The organism is Pseudomonas sp. FP2300, assembly GCF_030687595.1.
GTDB lineage: Bacteria > Pseudomonadota > Gammaproteobacteria > Pseudomonadales > Pseudomonadaceae > Aquipseudomonas > Aquipseudomonas bijieensis.
In genome coordinates, this window is the sequence record NZ_CP117440.1 from 1,708,894 (window position 1) to 1,724,962 (window position 16,069).

The window sequence follows — 16,069 nt, forward strand, 5'->3', positions numbered from 1 at the left end:
AAAAGGGGACAGACTCTGGGGAAAGGGGATAGATTTGAATGGCACTTACTTAACATGTTTAGCGTGCCCATTTTGGCAGTCCCCTTTTTAGCACCTTTTCGCTTCCAAAGTGATGGAGGGACTATGGTTAACGATGGTTTGGTTGAGCGGTTTATCGTTCAAGAATTAAGTCCCCATGTTCGTAAGGTTTTAAGAGAGGCTCTTCAGCAAAGAGCTGGCTCCGATAAGATTCTAGCTAGGCAGTGTGAATTTAATTGCTTTGATATTGAATTTGATTTTTTAAAAGATGTGGTTGTCGTTCAAGATGTTCTTGGCTCAGGGGAAGAGAGTAGTGTGGAAATGCCGATTTCAGACTTTGTTATTCTCTGTGGTCTGAATGAGCGTTAAGGGGCTGTGCGCTATTAATAATGTGCTTCCTGGCGCGTGCGACCACTTCCATTGCTTTGGCGATATAGTTTGCATCACCGGTTTCCAGGGCATCTCTCATAAATTCCTCAATGGCCTCTGGAGTGCTGAGGTATTCCGCGGGGCCAAACTCTGTAAAAGTCCCAATCATTTTGTACTTTCCACGATTGTGAAAACGGGCGACCTAGAGGTCGCCCGTTTTCATTATTCAGCTGCCTGTGCCCGCAACCGTCTCCCAATCACGTCCATCACATCACACCCATCACGCAACGCTATTGTCAGCATCTTGCAAAAGTCTGAAAGCACCACCGTATCGGAGCTGATATCCGAACGGAACGCGATGTTTTCCAGTAACTGGGTCACGGTGCGGATGCGGTAGTCGGCGGTTTCGAAGAGAACATCGAGCGGGGCTTCGGTGTCGATGAGCAGGGTAGCTGGGGTGCAGTCGATTCCGGTGATGGGCATGTATTTGGTCATGATCAGAGTCTCGAAAGTTGATGAGTTTCTCTGTAGATCGGGTCGCCAAACCCGGCTGCCTTTTTAGGCGACGAGGGACTATAGGGCGATCCGCTCTTGAGCCACAAGACGCCGCTTTCCGTGCTTCATGTAGGACGTTTGGCCTGGCAGTTGTCGGCTTTGGCTGAGGTAAAGCAAACGACTGCTGCGCAGTCGAGCGGGAGCAAGCTCCCTCGCCACAGGGGGCGGTGCTCGACTTGGGTTGGCGTATCAGCCATGGCAGCAGCCATGGGGCTTGGCCTCTTCGTATTTATCGTGATGCCGCACCCAGTCCATGATTTCGTCTTCGTTGCGGCCCTTGGGCGTCAGGTCGAGGTAGTTGTAGGTGCCGACCAATATGTCCAGGCCGCGGGCATAGGTGGAGTAGGTGTGGAAGATGTCGCCGGCTGCGTTGCGATAGAAGACGCTCAGGCCGGGGAGTTCGCCCTCGGTGGCGTCGGTTTTTTCGTAGTTGTAGGTGGCTTTTCCGGTGGCGGTGTCTTCGGTTTTGAAGCTGACGCCGAAGTCGTAGTTGAAGTCGCAGTCGTTGGACGAGACCCAATCGAATTTCCAGCCCATGCGGCGTTTGAAGGCTTGGAATTCGGCGAACGGGGCGCGGGAGACGGCCACCACGGCCACGTCATGGTGGGCCAGGTGTTGGTTGGCGCCGTCGATGTGGTCGGACAGGAACGAGCAGCCTTGGCAGCCTTCGGTCCAGCCGGGGCCGAACATGAAGTGGTAGACGATCAGTTGGCTGCGGCCGCCGAACAGGTCGGCCAGGCTCAGTTCGCCGTGGGGGCCTTGGAAGCGGTAGGGTTTGTCGATTTTTACCCAGGGCAGGGCGCGGCGTTCGGCGCTGAGTTTGTCCCGTTCGCGAGTGAAGGCTTTTTCGTGGGCCAGGTGTTGGCGGCGGGCGGCGAGCCATTCTTCCCGCGAGACGACTGGATGATTCTCTACGTTCATGGTGATTTCTCCTGTGGCTGAGCTGCGAAATCGGCTTTCAACAGGTGGTCGTTTGGCCTTGGCGCAATTCGACAGGCCGTTGGTCGGCTTGAGGCCGAGACCGCCTGGAAACCCGGCTGAACGGCGACGCAGCGCCTCGGTCACACCTTAAGTAGGCATCTCACTCTTTGGAGGATGGACCAGGATGACGACTTATAACTGGGACTTGATCGAACGGTTGTTGCACGAAGTGCAGAACGGCGCCGGCCACAGCTTTACCCCTCGGCCTTATGCGGAGCAGTACGCGGCAGAGAAGGCCGCCGCAGGCGAGGCGATCGAGAACCTCGATCATCTGAAAGCGGTCGCCGGGGAGTACGAAAAGCTGCTGTTGGAGCGTAACTATATCGAGCCGCGGCCGGAGGAAGAGGGCGGTAATGGCGAGAACTTTGTGCTGACACCGCGTGGCTCGCGGTTGTTAAGCCTGATCGACAGCAGCATTCCGGGCAATGATCATCCGCGCCAGGTGCTGGATGAGCAGGAAGATGCGCTGGATGAGTTTACCTTTGATGATTTGGCTTCGAAGGCGCAGATTGCCTAGAGCCGAGCGCAGATCTTGTGGGAGCGGGCTTGCTCGCGAAAGCGGTGTATCAGTCGATATAGTTGTTAACTGACATACCGCTTTCGCGAGCAAGCCCGCTCCCACATTTGGTTCTGTGGTGGGTTAGGAACGTGCCGCTTTCAGGCACTTCAAGTCAGTGAAGTCCTTCTTCACCCCGTCGATTTTCTTCAGCAGCTGTTCGCGCTGGGCTGGGGTGCTTTCGGCCATCAGGTCCACCAGCAGGCTGCGGGCCTGGGCTTCGGTTTTGCTGAAGGCCTCGCGGTAGGCGGGGGTCCAGAGGCTTTCGCGGTTGACCAGCAGTTGCTCGATGCGTTTGGGGAAGTCGGGGCTGTGGCGTTGGGCCACGGCTTCGCTGAACTGGTTTTGCCAGTGGGCGCGGTTGGCGATCCATTGCTGGTTCTGGTCGCCCAGGGCAGTGGACCAGGCCATTACCCGTTGGCGCTGGGCGTCGTTGAGTGGGCCGAGCCAGTCGTCCAGGCGTTTGACCATGCGTTCGCTGCGCTCCTGGATCTGTTCCTGCAACGTCGGCTTGAGGTATTGCTGCTGGCGTTTGCGCTGGTCCTTGACGAAGGCTGCGTCCATGTCGTCGACCTGGTCGTCGCTCAAGCCTTGCAGCAGTTCAATGGCCGAGGGGGTGATTTCCCGGGCGGTCTCGGCGATGGCGGCCTTGGCTTCCCGGGTACGCTGTTGCAGGGCTTCGTCGGTCACCTGGTCGGTTTGCACCATGGTCTTGAGGCGATCCAGCCAGTCGAGGTAGCCGGGCAGTTGCGTGGTGCAATGCCAGCTCAGGTGCTCCTTGAGGCGTTCGTTGAACCAGTCTTTTTTCTCGCCGTTGATCTCCAGGTAGTCGTTGAGGGTCCAGGGGATGATCAGGTCGAGGTTGCGGTAGGCCAGGCCTACACGGCTGCAGGCGGTAAGCGTCAGCAGCAGGGCGATGAACATGGCAGTGCGAGTCAACCAGCGCGGCATGAGCGAGTCCTTGCGAAGGCGTAGGTGCTTTGTTTGAGCATGGCAGGCGCGCGGCAGTTCAGCCGATCGAATAAGTAACGCTTAGTAAAAAGGATGGGCCATCTTGAGGGTCAGCAGGCTGTCGCATTCGCTGTTGTGGCCGGAGTATGCCGAGCAACTGCTGCCGCTGAGGCTTGAGTCGCTGTAGATCAGGTCCAGGTCGATGCCCTTCCATGGCCGGGAAATTTTCAATGACCAGTCGCTGAAACTGCCTACATAGCCGTTCTCGACCGAGACCGGTGTATTGAGTTGGTGGGTGGTGTATTTGGCGCTGATGCCAATGCCGAACGGCACGTTGCCGCCCAGGTCGGCAAACAGCGTGCTGTTCTGTTTGTCCGGATCGTTGCTCAGGGCCGCGCCGAAACGGCTGCCGAGCACGGTCAGGCCGCCGTAGAACTCCTGGCTATCGAGGGTATCGGCGGTGGGATAGCTGTAGTGGATCAGGCCGACCTCGTAGCCCAGGGTCTGGTCGAAGGGTTGTTTAAAGCCCATGTAGGAATCGACTTCCAGTTCGGTGGAAGGTGTGAGGCCGGCGCTGGGTGACCATTGGCCGACGTACCAGCCGCTGTCGTGGCTCAGGTCCAGGCCGCCATGAAACGAACCGGTGCTCGACGGCGTGACCAAACCTTCGGCCATGCTGCGGCTGGGCGTGGTGCCGAGTTTGAGGTCGAAGTCGCCGAGTTCGCGTTGGAACACCTGCCCCTGAGCGAGGGAACATGTCAGTAGGCTGATCATCAGCAGAACGATAGAGCTGCGCATGCTTCCTCCATGAATAGCGAGAAGCAGGATCGGTATTAAGCTGAAACGCTTGAGCTAGAGAGGTGAAAGCATACCGGCGAATGCTCGGCAGCGAAGGCCGTTCGTCGATTCATGGGAAATGGGTGGGGCGGGGAGGGTTCCAGTCCAAGCGCTTCGAAGTTCAAAGCGCCTTGGGACCAGGTGACACGCAGGTTACTTCTTGCCCAGGCTGATCTGCTTGGACGGGCCGAATGTCTGGCCGCTGACGCCTTTGGCAATTTGCTGGATCTCACCGCCGGACTTGAGGAACGCAGCGATCTGGTCGTTGATCGACTCGCTGGTTTCAACGGCTGGAGCTGGCTTCGATTTGCTGTTGGATGCTTTTACACGCATGACGACCATTAACCTGTAAATAATTAATTGGGCCAGGCATCGTACAGTAAATACTTGACAATTGCTTGGCAAATATCCTTCTCAATTATCGCTATGGTGACGGCAATAATGCGCGATTACCCTGCAATTATTGCCCTAAGCCTCTGTTTTAAATAACAACCGTGAAAGAAATAGGGTGCTGATGGCGAGCGGTATGCACCGTCGCCGGCCTGACGAATGGCCGTGTGCCGGGGGAAAACCCAGGAAAATCAATGATTGCGCAGGGGCTTGCCGGCAAACCTTGCCTGCAGCCACGAATCGCGCTGCAAAACCGGGTAGAATGCCGCCCACGCAATGAGGGTATTGGAAATGGCTTTAGTCGGGCGCTACAACAGTTTGCAAGTGGTTAAACACACTAACTTCGGTTTATATCTGGACGGCGGTGCGGACGGCGAAATCCTGCTGCCCAACCGATATATTCCCAAGGATATTCCCAGTGAAGATGAAGATTGGCTCAATGTTTTCATTTATCTGGACAGCGACGACAAACTGATCGCCACCACGGAAAAACCAAAAGTGCAGGTGGGTGAGTTCGCCAGCCTGAAAGTGGTCGAGGTCAACAGCATCGGCGTGTTCCTGGACTGGGGCCTGCCCAAGGATCTGCTGCTGCCGTATTCCGAAGAAAAGCGCCAGATGACCGCTGGCGAATACTGCGTGGTGCATGTCTACCTCGACAAACACACCCGTCGCATCACCGCCACGGCGCGCCTGGATCGTTATCTGGACAAGACCCCGGCCAACTACACGCCAGGGCAGGAAGTGGATTTGTTGGTCGCCGAAGCCACCGACATGGGGTTCAAGGCGATCATCAATAACAAGCATTGGGGCTTGATCCACAAGAACGAAATCTTCAAGTTCATGCGCGCCGGCAAACAGGAAAAAGGCTTCATCAAGGAAATCCGCCCGGACGGCAAGATCAGCCTGAGCTTGCAGCCGGTGGGCCAGGAAGCCGCCACCAGCCTGAACGCCAAGATCCTCGCCAAGTTGCGCGAGAACAACGGCACGCTGGCAGTCAGCGACAAGAGCGACCCGGCGCTGATCAGCAGCCTGTTTGGCGTGAGCAAGGGCAACTTCAAGAAAGCCATTGGCGCGCTGTACAAGAATGGGCAGATTGTCATTCATGCTGATCGCATTGAATTGAGCTGATCTTCAGCCGAGTCACAGCATCCGTGGCAAGTAAGGGTTTATGTGGCCAGGGAGGCCTAGCTGTGGGAGCAAGGCTTGCCCGCGATGAAGGCGATGCGGTCTTTTCTGAAACCGAGGCGCCTGTTTCGCGAGCAAGCTTTGCTCCCACATAATAGCGACGTACTGCGACTTCCCTCTGTATACAAAACCCTGCACCTTTAGCATGCACTCGCGCCCTGTTCGTGGGCGCATGTCTGCTCTTGCTCGCCTTTTACTCCCGCTACACACCCCGGTTTGTCTCACATTTCGCCGCTATGGCACGCATTCTGCGTGGCAACGCGTATACAAACCATGCCGGCTCCCGTGCGCAGTATGGTGAGCAGGTTGATGCGGGGGCACGGCGGTACTCAAAAGGAGCCCCGCAATGTCCGAGCAATTGCCCAACGGCTACAGCCCCCGCCTCTATAACGAGGACTTGGGCCCGCTGCCGCAGAAATGGAATTGGTACAACATCTTCGCGTTCTGGATGAGCGATGTGCACAGCGTCGGCGGTTATGTCTTCGCCGCCAGCCTGTTCGCGTTGGGCCTGGCGAGTTGGCAGGTGTTGATCGCCTTGCTCGGTGGGATTTGCATCGTGCAGTTGATCGCCAACCTGGTCGCCAGGCCGAGCCAGCAGGCGGCGGTGCCGTATCCGGTAATCTGTCGGCTGGCGTTCGGGGTGTTCGGGGCGAATATTCCTGCGGTGATCCGGGGCTTGATCGCCGTGGCCTGGTACGGCATTCAGACGTACCTGGCGTCCAGCGCGTTGATCATCGTGGTGCTGCGGTTTTTTCCTTCGATGGAAGTCTACGCAACGGCGCATTTTGCCGGTTTGTCCTACCTGGGTTGGTTCGGTTTCCTCAGCCTGTGGTTCGTCCAGGCGCTGGTGTTCTGGACAGGCATGGAGTCGATCCGTCGCTTCATCGACTGGGCCGGGCCGGTGGTGTATGCGGTGATGTTTCTGTTGGCCGGCTGGATCGTCTGGAAGGCCGGTTGGAGCAATATCAGCTTCACCTTGGCGGAGAAGTCGTTGTCCGGTTGGCAGGCGTTCGGCCAGGTGATCGTGGCCACGGCTCTGGTGGTGTCGTACTTTTCCGGCCCAACCCTGAATTTCGGCGACTTCAGCCGTTACTGCCGGAGCATGTCTGACGTACGCCGGGGCAATTTCTGGGGGCTGCCGGTGAATTTCCTGGCGTTCTCCCTGGTCACCGTAGTGATTGTTTCCGGGACCTTGCCGGTGTTCGGCGAAATGCTCCATGACCCGATAGCCACCGTGGCGCGCATCGATAACGATGTGGCGGTCTTGCTGGGCGCCTTTGCCTTCGTGACCGCCACCATCGGCATCAACATTGTCGCCAACTTCGTCTCTCCGGCCTTTGATTTCGCCAACGTCGCGCCCAGCAAGATCAGTTGGCGCGCCGGCGGCATGATCGCGGCAGTGGCCTCGATTTTCATCACGCCGTGGAACCTGTTCAACAACCCCGAAGTGATCCACTACACCCTGGACGTACTGGCGGCGTTCATCGGCCCGCTGTTCGGGATCCTGCTGGTGGATTACTACTTGATCAAAAAACAGCAGATCGACGTCGACGCGCTGTTCAATGATGGGCCGAGCGGGCGCTATTACTACAGCGGCGGTATCAACTGGACCGCGGTCAAGGCGCTGATCCCGGCAACGTTGATGGGGGTGGCGATCACCTTCACGCCACTGCTGCAACCGATGGCCAACTTCGCCTGGTTCACCGGTTGCTTCCTCGGCGGGGTGTTGTATTTCGCCTTGGCGCGGCGCGAACCGGTCGCGCACTTGAGTTCATCGCTCAGCCAGGCCTGATCAACGCAGGGCGGTCTGGGCGCAAGGGCTCACCGCGCCCCGGCTGGCGGGCCGCAGCAACAGCCCGCCGGCCAGCAGCAGGCCACTGCCGGCAATGATCAGCGCCGGTTGCAGGCCGCCGCTGAAATGGCTGCTCAACGCCGCCAGCAGTGGCCCGCTGAGCTGGCCCACGGCAAAGCAGGCGGTCAACAGGCCCGCGTTGCGCTGGGTGGCGTGGGGCGCCAGTTCCCGGGAGTGCTGCATCACCAGCTGCATGCAGGCCAGGAACGGTGCGCCACACAGGATCACCCCCAGCGCCAGCCCCGGGCCGCTGCCCAGCAGGCAGGCGAACACCCCGGCGGCTTGCAGCCAGAGCGTACCGATCAGCCAGCGGTCGGTGGTGTTCGGGTTGGGGCGACGCAGGCTGACCAGCAACACGCCAGTGGCGGCGGCCAGGCCGAAGCAGGGCCAGAACAGGTCGGCCTGCCATTGCCCATGGAACTGCGCCGAGGCCATCTGCGACAGGAACGTTGCCGGGATGATGTAGCCCACGCCGTACAGGGCGTACACCACGCCAAGTCGAGCGATGCCACGGTTCGGCGAGGCGCTCACTGGCGCGGCAACGGTCGCGGCTGCGGCGGGTCGCGGCAGGATCGGCAGAATCACCAGCAGCATCGCCAATGCCACGCCGGCATACACCAGCCACAGGGTCGCGGAGGTCTGGCCCAACAGGTTCGAGCCCAGGGCGAGCAAACCGGTCAGGAAAATCCCCAACCCAGGGCCGGCAAACACCAGGGCTCCGAGCCGTGGCCGTCCCGCCGTCGCAGCCAAGGGTTGGCTCAGGGCGGTGATCATCACCAGCACCCAGGCGCTTGCCACACCAGTGCCGAAACGCAGCGCCAAGTGCGGCCAGAAACCCCACGCCCAGAACGACGCCAGTGTCAGCAGCACACACAGCCACAGCCCACCCAGCAAACGCCGGCGCACCTGTTCCGGGCGGCGGGCGAACATGGCGTCCAGCGCGCCGAGGAAGTAACCCAGGTAGTTGGCGGCGGCAATCAGACCGGCGGCGGTCAAGTCGAGCTGACCTTCGCCGATCAAATGAGGTAACTGGGGGGTAAGGGCGAAGCGGCCAATGCCCATGGCCATCATCAGGGCGATGAAGCTGCCGAGCAGGCGAGTAAGAGGTGACATGGTCGTTCTCCGGGTATCGGGGCGAATGACCGTCAGGCTAGGACTGATTGACTTTCATTAAAAATGAATAATAGTTAGTAACTTGTTCTTTTTTGGAGAATGTCGTGGAGTTCAGCCAATTACGGATTTTCCAGGCCGTGGCCGAGGAAGGTTCCATCACCCGAGCCGCAGAGCGCCTGCACCGGGTGCCGTCGAACCTCTCGACCCGGCTCAAGCAGCTTGAAGAGCAATTGGGCGTGGACCTTTTCCTGCGGGAGCGTCAGCGTTTGCAGTTGTCACCGGCGGGAAAAGTCCTGCTGGACTATGCGGCCAAGCTTTTTGCCCTGCACGACGAAGCGCATGCCGCTGTGCAGGGCGGGCAGCCAGCCGGGGATTTTCTACTGGGCACGATGTACAGCACGGCGGCGACGCATTTGCCGGACCTGTTGGCGGCCTATCACCGGGCGTATCCGGCGGTGAACCTGCAAGTGCAATCCGGGCCCAGTGGTGAATTGCTCGAAGGCCTGCTCACCAATCGTCTCGACGCAGCGTTGGTGGACGGTCCACTGGAGCTGGCGGGGCTCGATGGCGTGCCGTTGTGCGACGAGCGGTTGGTGCTGATTACCGAGGCCGATCATCCGCCGGTACGCAGCGCGCTGGATGTGCAGGGCCGCGCGGTGTTCACGTTCCGGCGTGGTTGCTCCTACCGGATGCGCTTGGAAGCCTGGTTTGCCCATGACCATGCGACCATGGGCCGGGCGATGGAAATCGAGTCTTACCAGGGGATGCTGGCGTGTGTGATCGCCGGGTCTGGGGTGGCGTTGATGTCCGAGTCGATGCTGGCCAGCCTGCCGGGTCGCGAGCGGGTGACGGTGCATCCGCTGGCCGAGCCGTTCGCCAGCGCCACCACCTGGCTGATGTGGCGCAAAGGCATGGTCGGGGCCAACCTGAACGCCTGGATCGAATTGCAACAACAGGCCTGGCCGCGAGGGCCAATGATCACGGCACAATCGGCTTGAACTCCGGGAGGTGGATTTGGATCAATTCAGTAACAGATCATTGCAAACTGAGACGAGCATTGCGTAGAACATCGGACTATTATCAGTGCGAAGGGGCCACAGAAATCTGCCGCTCGCACCACCCTGAGGGGGCACCACGATGAAAGAGAAAATCCAGAACTGGCTTCACGACCTGGGTGTCGCGCTGGGGCTGATCGAGCCGCCAATGCAACCGGTACCGATCCGCACCGATGACGAGCAACGCCGCCGCCAACCGCGCCGCCGGTAAATACAGCGCAGAATTTGGAGAGATCGCAGTTCCGGACCATTTCATTGAGATGGGCCGGAACTGCGATCTTTTTATTGCTGAAGACCCCCCCTGTGGCGAGGGAGCTTGCTCCCGCTGGGCTGCGCAGCAGCCCCAAACCAGCCACCTCAACCTAATCGGGTACATCGAGGTGCCTGGCTTTTGGGCGCGCTTCGCGCACCAGCGGGAGCAAGCTCCCTCGCCACGGGGACTGCGTCGTACCGGTCAAACCGCCTTGGTTACCACACCCGGCCGCGGCGCCAACACACTCACCAGCACAAAACTCACCAGCGCCACGCTCAGGCTGTAGTAGATCGGCGTGTTCGCGTCCAGGCCATCCTTGAGCATGAAGAACAAGGCGGTCAAGAAGCCCAGCGACATGCTGGTGATCGCGCCGGCAGTGGTGGCGCGCTTCCAGTAGATGGCGCCGATCAGCGGGATCAGCATGCCGCCCACCAACAGGTTGTAGGCCAGGGTCAGGGCGCTGATGACGTCGCTGACCACCAGGGCGATCACCAGCACCACGGCCCCCATCAGCAGGGTCGCGATACGGTTTTCGTGGACGTCGCCACTGCCGCTTTCACGGCCCTGGCGCAGGCGTGGCAGCAAGTCCTGGACCACCGTGGTGGACGCTGCGAGCAGGCCCGCCGCGGCGGTGGACATCAAGGCCGCCAGGGCCGCGGCGATCACCAGCCCGCGAATGCCGTTGGGCAGGCTGGTCTGGACGACGCTGGCAAAGGCGTTGTTGACGTTCGCAAGGTCCGGCAGCAAGACCTTGGCCGCCATGCCGATCAACGCCCCGGCCAGGCCGTACAGCACGCAGTACAGGCCGGCGGCGGTGCCGGCGACTTTGGCCACGCCTTCGCTGCGGGCGGTGAACACCCGTTGCCAGATGTCCTGGCCGATGAAGATGCCGAAGAAGTAGATCAGGAAGTAGGTGAGGATGGTGTCCCAGCCAATGGCGGTGAAATCGAAGTAGCTGGCCGGCAGCTTGGCCACCATGGCGTCCCAGCCGCCGGCATCGACGATGGACATCGGCATCAGCAGGAACACCAGGCCAACGGTCATGATCAAGAATTGCACGATGTCGGTGAGGGTCAGCGACCACATGCCGCCAATGGTGGAATACAACACCACCACGCCGCCGCCCACCAGGATCGAAACCCAGAACGGCAGGCCGAACAGCACCTGCATCACGGTGCCAATGGCGATGGTCGAGGTGGCGCCGATCATCAGTGCGTAAACCAGCATGATCAGTGCACTGGCCTGGCGCGCGGCCGGGTTGTAGCGACGCTCCAGCACTTGGGTCACGGTGTAGATCTTGAGCTTGAGCAACGGCTTGGCGAGAAACAGGCTGAGGCCGACGATGCCCAGGCCGATGGCGCCGCACAGCCAGAATCCAGAGATGCCGTAGACGTAGCCCAGGCGTACGGTGCCGATGGTGGACGCACCGCCCAGCACGGTAGCGGCCATGGTGCCCAGGTAAAAGCCCGGGCCGAGGTTGCGCCCGGCGACCAGGTAGTCGTCACGGGTCTTGGCGCGGCGCATGCCGTACCAGCCGAGGGCGATCATGCCGGCAGCGTAGATAAGAACGACGATTAAGTCCAAAGCCATGGTGGCGTGTCTCCGATTGTCTTTTTTATAGTGAGTCGGGGTGCTGCCGTCCCTGGCACCTCAACCCCTGCGTGAGCGCGCTTTTTGTGGCGAGGGAGCTTGCTCCCGCTCGACTGCGCAGCAGTCGCCATCAGCGGCCGCGACGCGCCCCAGCGGGAGCAAGCTCCCTCGCCACGGGTCTTTCGTTGATCTCGGGTCAGGCGGTCTGGCTGAGGGAGGGTTTATCGATTGGCTCCGCAGCACCCTTGCTACGCGGATCCCCCGGCCCATACACCGCTGCCGGCTCTGGAAACAGCCACAGCAACACCAGGTACACCACCGAAGCCAAACCCAGGGTCACCGGCAGGCTGATGTCGATCCCGCCGGCCAGTTCCCCCAGCGGCCCGACGAACTGGCCTGGCAGGTTGACGAAGCACAAGCCCACCAACGCGCTAGGGATCCACGCCCCCAGGCCGCGCCAGTTCCAGCCGTGGCTGAACCAGTAGCGCCCGCCGGTTTCGCCACGGGTGAACACTTGCAGGTCATCCGGGCAGTAGAAGCCGCGGCGTATCAGCAGGCCGATGATCATGATCACCATCCACGGCGTGGTGCAGGTGATGATCAGTACGGCGAAGGTGGACACGCTTTGCACCAGGTTCGCGGCGAAGCGGCCGATGAAGATGAAGGCAATCGACAACACGCCGATCAGCAGTGTCGCCTTGACCCGCGACAGCACCCGTGGGAACACGCTGGACATGTCCAGGCCGGTGCCGTACAGCGACGTGGTGCCGGTGGACATGCCGCCGATCACCGCGATCAGGCACACCGGCAGGAAGAACCAGCTCGGCGAGACCGCCAGCAGGCCGCCTACGTAGTTGTTGGCCGCGATGTAGTCCGGCGCCTTGATCGCCACGATGGTGGCGGTGGCGAGGCCGAACAGGAACGGAATCAGCGTCGCCAGTTGCGCGGCGATCACCGCCAGCATGATGCGGCGCTTGGGCGTGTTGCGCGGGATGTAGCGCGACCAGTCACCGAGGAACGCACCGAAGGAAATCGGGTTGCTCATGGCCACCAGCGCCGCGCCGATGAAGGCGGCATAGAAGCCCGGCTGGCCGAGGCTGACGGTGCCGGCGAACTGGCTGTCGAAGGTCGGCGCGAAGGCCACGATGCCCAGCAAGAACAACAGGCTGGCGGCCCACACGGCGATGCGGTTGACCCACAGCATGAAGCGAAAGCCGTAGATGCACACGGTCAAGACCAGCAAGGCGAACAGGCCGTAGGCCAGGCCCAGGCTCAGGTCGGTTTCCGGTACGCCGATCAACCGCTTGGCACCGCCGATCAATGCGTCTCCGGAACTCCACACTGACAGTGAAAAGAACGCGATGGCGGTCAACAGTGACAGGAACGAACCGACGATCCGTCCGTGCACGCCGAAGTGTGCACCGGAAGACACCGCGTTGTTGGTGCCGTTGAGCGGGCCGAACAGGCCCATCGGCGCGAGGATGATCGAACCCACCAATACCCCCAGCACAATCGCCCAGACTCCAGCCTGGAATGACAGGCCGAACAGCACCGGGAAACTGCCGAGCACTGCGGTGGCAAAGGTATTGGCGCCGCCGAAGATCAGGCGAAACAGATCGCCTGGGCCGGCGGTGCGTTCGTGGTCGGGGATCTGTTCGACCCCGAAGGTTTCGATTTGCGTAAGGCTGTTGTCGTTATTGTTATTCATGATCTGCTCCGATCATAAAGGCGCGCTCATCGAGTGTGAGCGTCGCCTGTTTGGCTAAGGGATTGGCAGCCCTTCCGGCATTGCGGACAAATGTTCGTGACAGGCCAGCCATAGGCCTTGTTGTTCTTGGCGAAACACAATGGTTTCGCGCTCCTGGCTAAAGTGAAGCTCCCCTTGCATGCGCAGCTCAGTGGCCACGTCATGGATGAAAACCGCCACGTCCCCTTGCAGGCTGACGAAGGCGTTGCTTGAGGTGCAGTCCAGCACCTCGAAGCCATCCTCGGAGCGCCAGCGGTCCCACAACGCCTGGTAGGCATCGCGTGACAGCAGGGGCTGTTCGAGGGTGTGGAACACGAAACTCGCATCGGCCGTGAACGCGCCGAAGTAGGCGTCACGGTCATTGCGGGCGAAGGCCGACACCAGTTGTGCGGCGGCCTGGCGTACTTGGTCTTGTTGGTTCATGGGCGCACCTCAGCGATGAACCACGCCGGGCAGTACGCAGAGCATCTCGTACAGCAGGTTGGCGCCCAACAGCGAAGTGTTGCCGGTGGTGTCGTACGGTGGCGAGACTTCTACCAGATCGCAACCGACCAGGTCGAGACCCTGGCAGCCGCGCACGATTTCGATTGCCTGGATAGTGGTCAGGCCGCCGATTTCCGGGGTGCCGGTGCCAGGGGCCCAGGCAGGGTCGATGCCGTCGATGTCGAAGCTCAGGTACACCGGACCGCCGCCGACTTTCTCGCGCACTTCGGCCATCAGCGGGGCCAGGGATTTGTGCCAGCACTCTTCGGCCTGGACCACGCGGAAACCCTGGTTGCGGCTCCAGTTGAAATCATCGGCCGTATAGCCCTGGGCCCGCAGACCGATCTGGACCACGCGGTCGCAGTCGAGCAAGCCTTCTTCCACGGCGCGGCGGAAGGTGGTGCCGTGGGCGATTTTCTCGCCGAACATGTGGTCGTTCACATCGGCGTGGGCGTCGATGTGCACCAGGCCGACCTTGCCGTGTTTCTTGTGGATCGCCCGCAGGATCGGCAGGGTGATGGTGTGGTCGCCGCCCAGGGTCAGGGGAATGACGTTGTGTTCGAGGATCTTGTGGTACGACTCCTCGATGATCCGCACCGCATCCAGCAGGTTGAAGGTGTTGATCGCCACGTCTCCGATGTCGGCCACCGACAGCGAGTCGAACGGCGCGGCGCCAGTGGCCATGTTGTAGGGGCGGATCATCACGGATTCGGCGCGAATCTCCCGCGGCCCGAAACGGGTGCCAGCGCGAAGGGAGGTGCCAATGTCCAGCGGCACGCCGACGAACGCAGCGTCCAGGCCGGCAGCGGTCTGCAAATGGGGGAGTCGCATCATGGTGGCGATGCCGCCGAAGCGCGGCATTTCGTTGCCGCCCAGTGGTTGGTGAAGAATCTTGTCCACGGGTAGGGCCTCATCGTTGTTTTATTTATCAGGGGCCGATTCTGCGAAAAGCCTGGGAGGGGAAGAATCGCTGGGGGCAAATACTTAGTTCAGATTTTTCTAAACTAATGTGGGAGAGGGCGATAGACTTCGCAGCAGTGCAGTCCTGGAGGACAGGATGCCCCTGTGGCGAGGGAGCTTGCTCCCGCTGGGCAGCGAAGCGGCCCCAAAACCATTCACCTCGGTGAATCAGACAGACCGCGTCGCCAGGTTTTACGACGGCTGCGCCGCCGAGCGGGAGCAAGCTCCCTCGCCACAACAGCGCGACAAGTGCTATCCATATGTGATCGGGAGACACCCAATGGCCAACGCTCTACCCGACCTGAAACTGCTGCGCATTTTCGTCAGCGTGGTCCGGCACCAGGGGTTCGCCAATGCCCAGCACGAACTCAACCTGTCCACGTCGGCCATCAGCACCTATATGAGCCAGCTTGAATCAGCCCTGGGCCTGGTGCTGTGTCATCGCGGCCGGGGCGGGTTCAGCCTGACCAGCAAGGGCGAGTTGTTCCATCAGGAAACCCTGCGCCTGCTGGGCGAACTCGAAGGGTTCGAGCAGTACGCCGCCGCGCTCAAGGGCGAATTGCGCGGCACGTTGAACCTGGGGGTGATCGACTCCACGGTCAGCGACAAGGCCTTGCCATTCGCCGAAGCCATCGGCGCCTACAGTCAGGAGCATCCGGCGGTGCATTTGCACCTGTCGGTCATGAGCCCTTACGAACTGCAACTCGGCGTGCAGGACAACCGCCTGGACCTGGCCATCGGTGCGTTTTCCACGCGCATGAGCGGGCTGGTCTACATGCCGCTGTACCGCGAGCAGCACTGGTTGTATTGCAGCAACCGCCACCCGCTGTTCAACGAGCGGCGCATCCCCGAGCAAGTCATCACCCAGCAGCGCATGGTCGGGCGCGGTTACTGGAGCCAGGCCGAGCTGGCCCGCCATGGCTTCAAGCACAGCGCGGCGACGGTGGAGAGCATGGAGGCGCAGTTGATCCTGGTGTTGTCCGGCGCCTACGTCGGTTACCTGCCTGAGCACTATGCCCAGGCGTGGGTCGACAAGGGCGATTTGCGCGTGCTGCTGCCGGCGACCTTCGGTTATCAGGCGCCGTTTTCGATGATCGTGCGCCGTGGTCGCAGCCGCGAGCCGCTGATCCAGACATTCCGTGATTTGCTCAAAGCTCAACTGAATCAGGCCTGA

At 60.7% G+C, this 16,069-nt stretch carries 17 protein-coding genes and 1 pseudogene; 7 read left to right on the forward strand and 11 right to left on the reverse strand.

Features of this window, described 5'->3' with window-relative positions:
- Positions 1 to 123: 123 nt before the first annotated feature.
- The gene (locus PSH86_RS07550; protein WP_305489011.1) at positions 124 to 387 is read left to right on the forward strand and encodes a hypothetical protein; all 264 of its coding nucleotides are present in this window, start codon (positions 124 to 126) and stop codon (positions 385 to 387) included.
- A gap of 28 nt (positions 388 to 415) precedes the next feature.
- On the opposite strand, the pseudogene PSH86_RS07555 reads toward PSH86_RS07550, so the two are convergent.
- The 3 genes and pseudogenes from PSH86_RS07555 to PSH86_RS07565 form a co-directional block, all read right to left on the reverse strand.
- Positions 416 to 556 (reverse strand): annotated as a pseudogene (locus tag PSH86_RS07555) (transcriptional regulator); the annotation flags it as partial.
- A gap of 53 nt (positions 557 to 609) precedes the next feature.
- The gene (locus tag PSH86_RS07560; RefSeq protein ID WP_305489014.1) at positions 610 to 882 is read right to left on the reverse strand and encodes a hypothetical protein; all 273 of its coding nucleotides are present in this window, start codon (positions 880 to 882) and stop codon (positions 610 to 612) included.
- Between the two features lie 249 nt (positions 883 to 1,131).
- The gene (locus tag PSH86_RS07565) at positions 1,132 to 1,863 is read right to left on the reverse strand and encodes a thioredoxin family protein (protein ID WP_305489017.1); all 732 of its coding nucleotides are present in this window, start codon (positions 1,861 to 1,863) and stop codon (positions 1,132 to 1,134) included.
- Between the two features lie 184 nt (positions 1,864 to 2,047).
- Between PSH86_RS07565 and PSH86_RS07570 the strand changes: the two genes are divergently transcribed.
- A complete protein-coding gene (locus PSH86_RS07570) occupies positions 2,048 to 2,440 on the forward strand; it encodes a transcriptional regulator (RefSeq protein ID WP_116831720.1) in 393 nt (130 codons plus the stop codon).
- 123 nt (positions 2,441 to 2,563) lie between these two features.
- Here the strand turns inward: PSH86_RS07570 and PSH86_RS07575 are convergent, their stop codons facing one another.
- The 3 genes from PSH86_RS07575 to PSH86_RS07585 form a co-directional block, all read right to left on the reverse strand.
- Positions 2,564 to 3,430: a DUF6279 family lipoprotein gene (locus PSH86_RS07575; protein WP_305489022.1), complete on the reverse strand. Its 867-nt coding sequence runs from the start codon at positions 3,428 to 3,430 to the stop codon at positions 2,564 to 2,566.
- 81 nt (positions 3,431 to 3,511) lie between these two features.
- Positions 3,512 to 4,228 carry a TorF family putative porin gene (locus PSH86_RS07580; protein ID WP_109755811.1) on the reverse strand — a complete coding sequence of 239 codons (717 nt, stop codon included), beginning with the start codon at positions 4,226 to 4,228 and terminating at the stop codon, positions 3,512 to 3,514.
- Positions 4,229 to 4,420: 192 nt separating this feature from the next.
- Positions 4,421 to 4,609: a hypothetical protein gene (locus tag PSH86_RS07585; RefSeq protein ID WP_172436054.1), complete on the reverse strand. Its 189-nt coding sequence runs from the start codon at positions 4,607 to 4,609 to the stop codon at positions 4,421 to 4,423.
- Between the two features lie 339 nt (positions 4,610 to 4,948).
- Between PSH86_RS07585 and PSH86_RS07590 the strand changes: the two genes are divergently transcribed.
- Entirely contained in the window at positions 4,949 to 5,785 is an 837-nt protein-coding gene (locus PSH86_RS07590) for a S1 RNA-binding domain-containing protein (protein ID WP_109755810.1), read from the forward strand.
- Positions 5,786 to 6,188: 403 nt separating this feature from the next.
- Entirely contained in the window at positions 6,189 to 7,634 is a 1,446-nt protein-coding gene (locus tag PSH86_RS07595) for an NCS1 family nucleobase:cation symporter-1 (protein WP_109755809.1), read from the forward strand.
- Here the strand turns inward: PSH86_RS07595 and PSH86_RS07600 are convergent, their stop codons facing one another.
- Entirely contained in the window at positions 7,635 to 8,807 is a 1,173-nt protein-coding gene (locus PSH86_RS07600; RefSeq protein ID WP_305489029.1) for an MFS transporter, read from the reverse strand.
- Positions 8,808 to 8,911: 104 nt separating this feature from the next.
- Here PSH86_RS07600 and PSH86_RS07605 point away from each other — a divergent pair, with 104 nt between their 5' ends.
- Positions 8,912 to 9,805, forward strand: a complete 894-nt coding sequence (locus PSH86_RS07605; protein WP_109755807.1) for a LysR family transcriptional regulator — start codon at positions 8,912 to 8,914, stop codon at positions 9,803 to 9,805.
- 139 nt (positions 9,806 to 9,944) lie between these two features.
- Positions 9,945 to 10,073: a PA1414 family protein gene (locus PSH86_RS07610; protein WP_003198971.1), complete on the forward strand. Its 129-nt coding sequence runs from the start codon at positions 9,945 to 9,947 to the stop codon at positions 10,071 to 10,073.
- Between the two features lie 243 nt (positions 10,074 to 10,316).
- Here PSH86_RS07610 and PSH86_RS07615 read toward each other — a convergent pair whose 3' ends face one another.
- The 4 genes from PSH86_RS07615 to speB form a co-directional block, all read right to left on the reverse strand.
- Positions 10,317 to 11,705, reverse strand: a complete 1,389-nt coding sequence (locus PSH86_RS07615; protein ID WP_116831726.1) for a sodium:solute symporter — start codon at positions 11,703 to 11,705, stop codon at positions 10,317 to 10,319.
- A gap of 196 nt (positions 11,706 to 11,901) precedes the next feature.
- Positions 11,902 to 13,413, reverse strand: coding sequence for a cytosine permease (locus PSH86_RS07620; RefSeq protein ID WP_370873755.1), 1,512 nt, complete (start codon positions 13,411 to 13,413; stop codon positions 11,902 to 11,904).
- Positions 13,414 to 13,467: 54 nt separating this feature from the next.
- Positions 13,468 to 13,875, reverse strand: a complete 408-nt coding sequence (locus tag PSH86_RS07625; RefSeq protein ID WP_116831728.1) for a nuclear transport factor 2 family protein — start codon at positions 13,873 to 13,875, stop codon at positions 13,468 to 13,470.
- Between the two features lie 9 nt (positions 13,876 to 13,884).
- On the reverse strand, positions 13,885 to 14,835 hold the full coding sequence (gene speB, locus PSH86_RS07630; protein WP_003184135.1) for an agmatinase: 951 nt from the start codon (positions 14,833 to 14,835) through the stop codon (positions 13,885 to 13,887).
- A gap of 340 nt (positions 14,836 to 15,175) precedes the next feature.
- Between speB and PSH86_RS07635 the strand changes: the two genes are divergently transcribed.
- Complete coding sequence (locus PSH86_RS07635) at positions 15,176 to 16,069, forward strand: LysR family transcriptional regulator (protein ID WP_003184133.1); 894 nt, start codon at positions 15,176 to 15,178, stop codon at positions 16,067 to 16,069.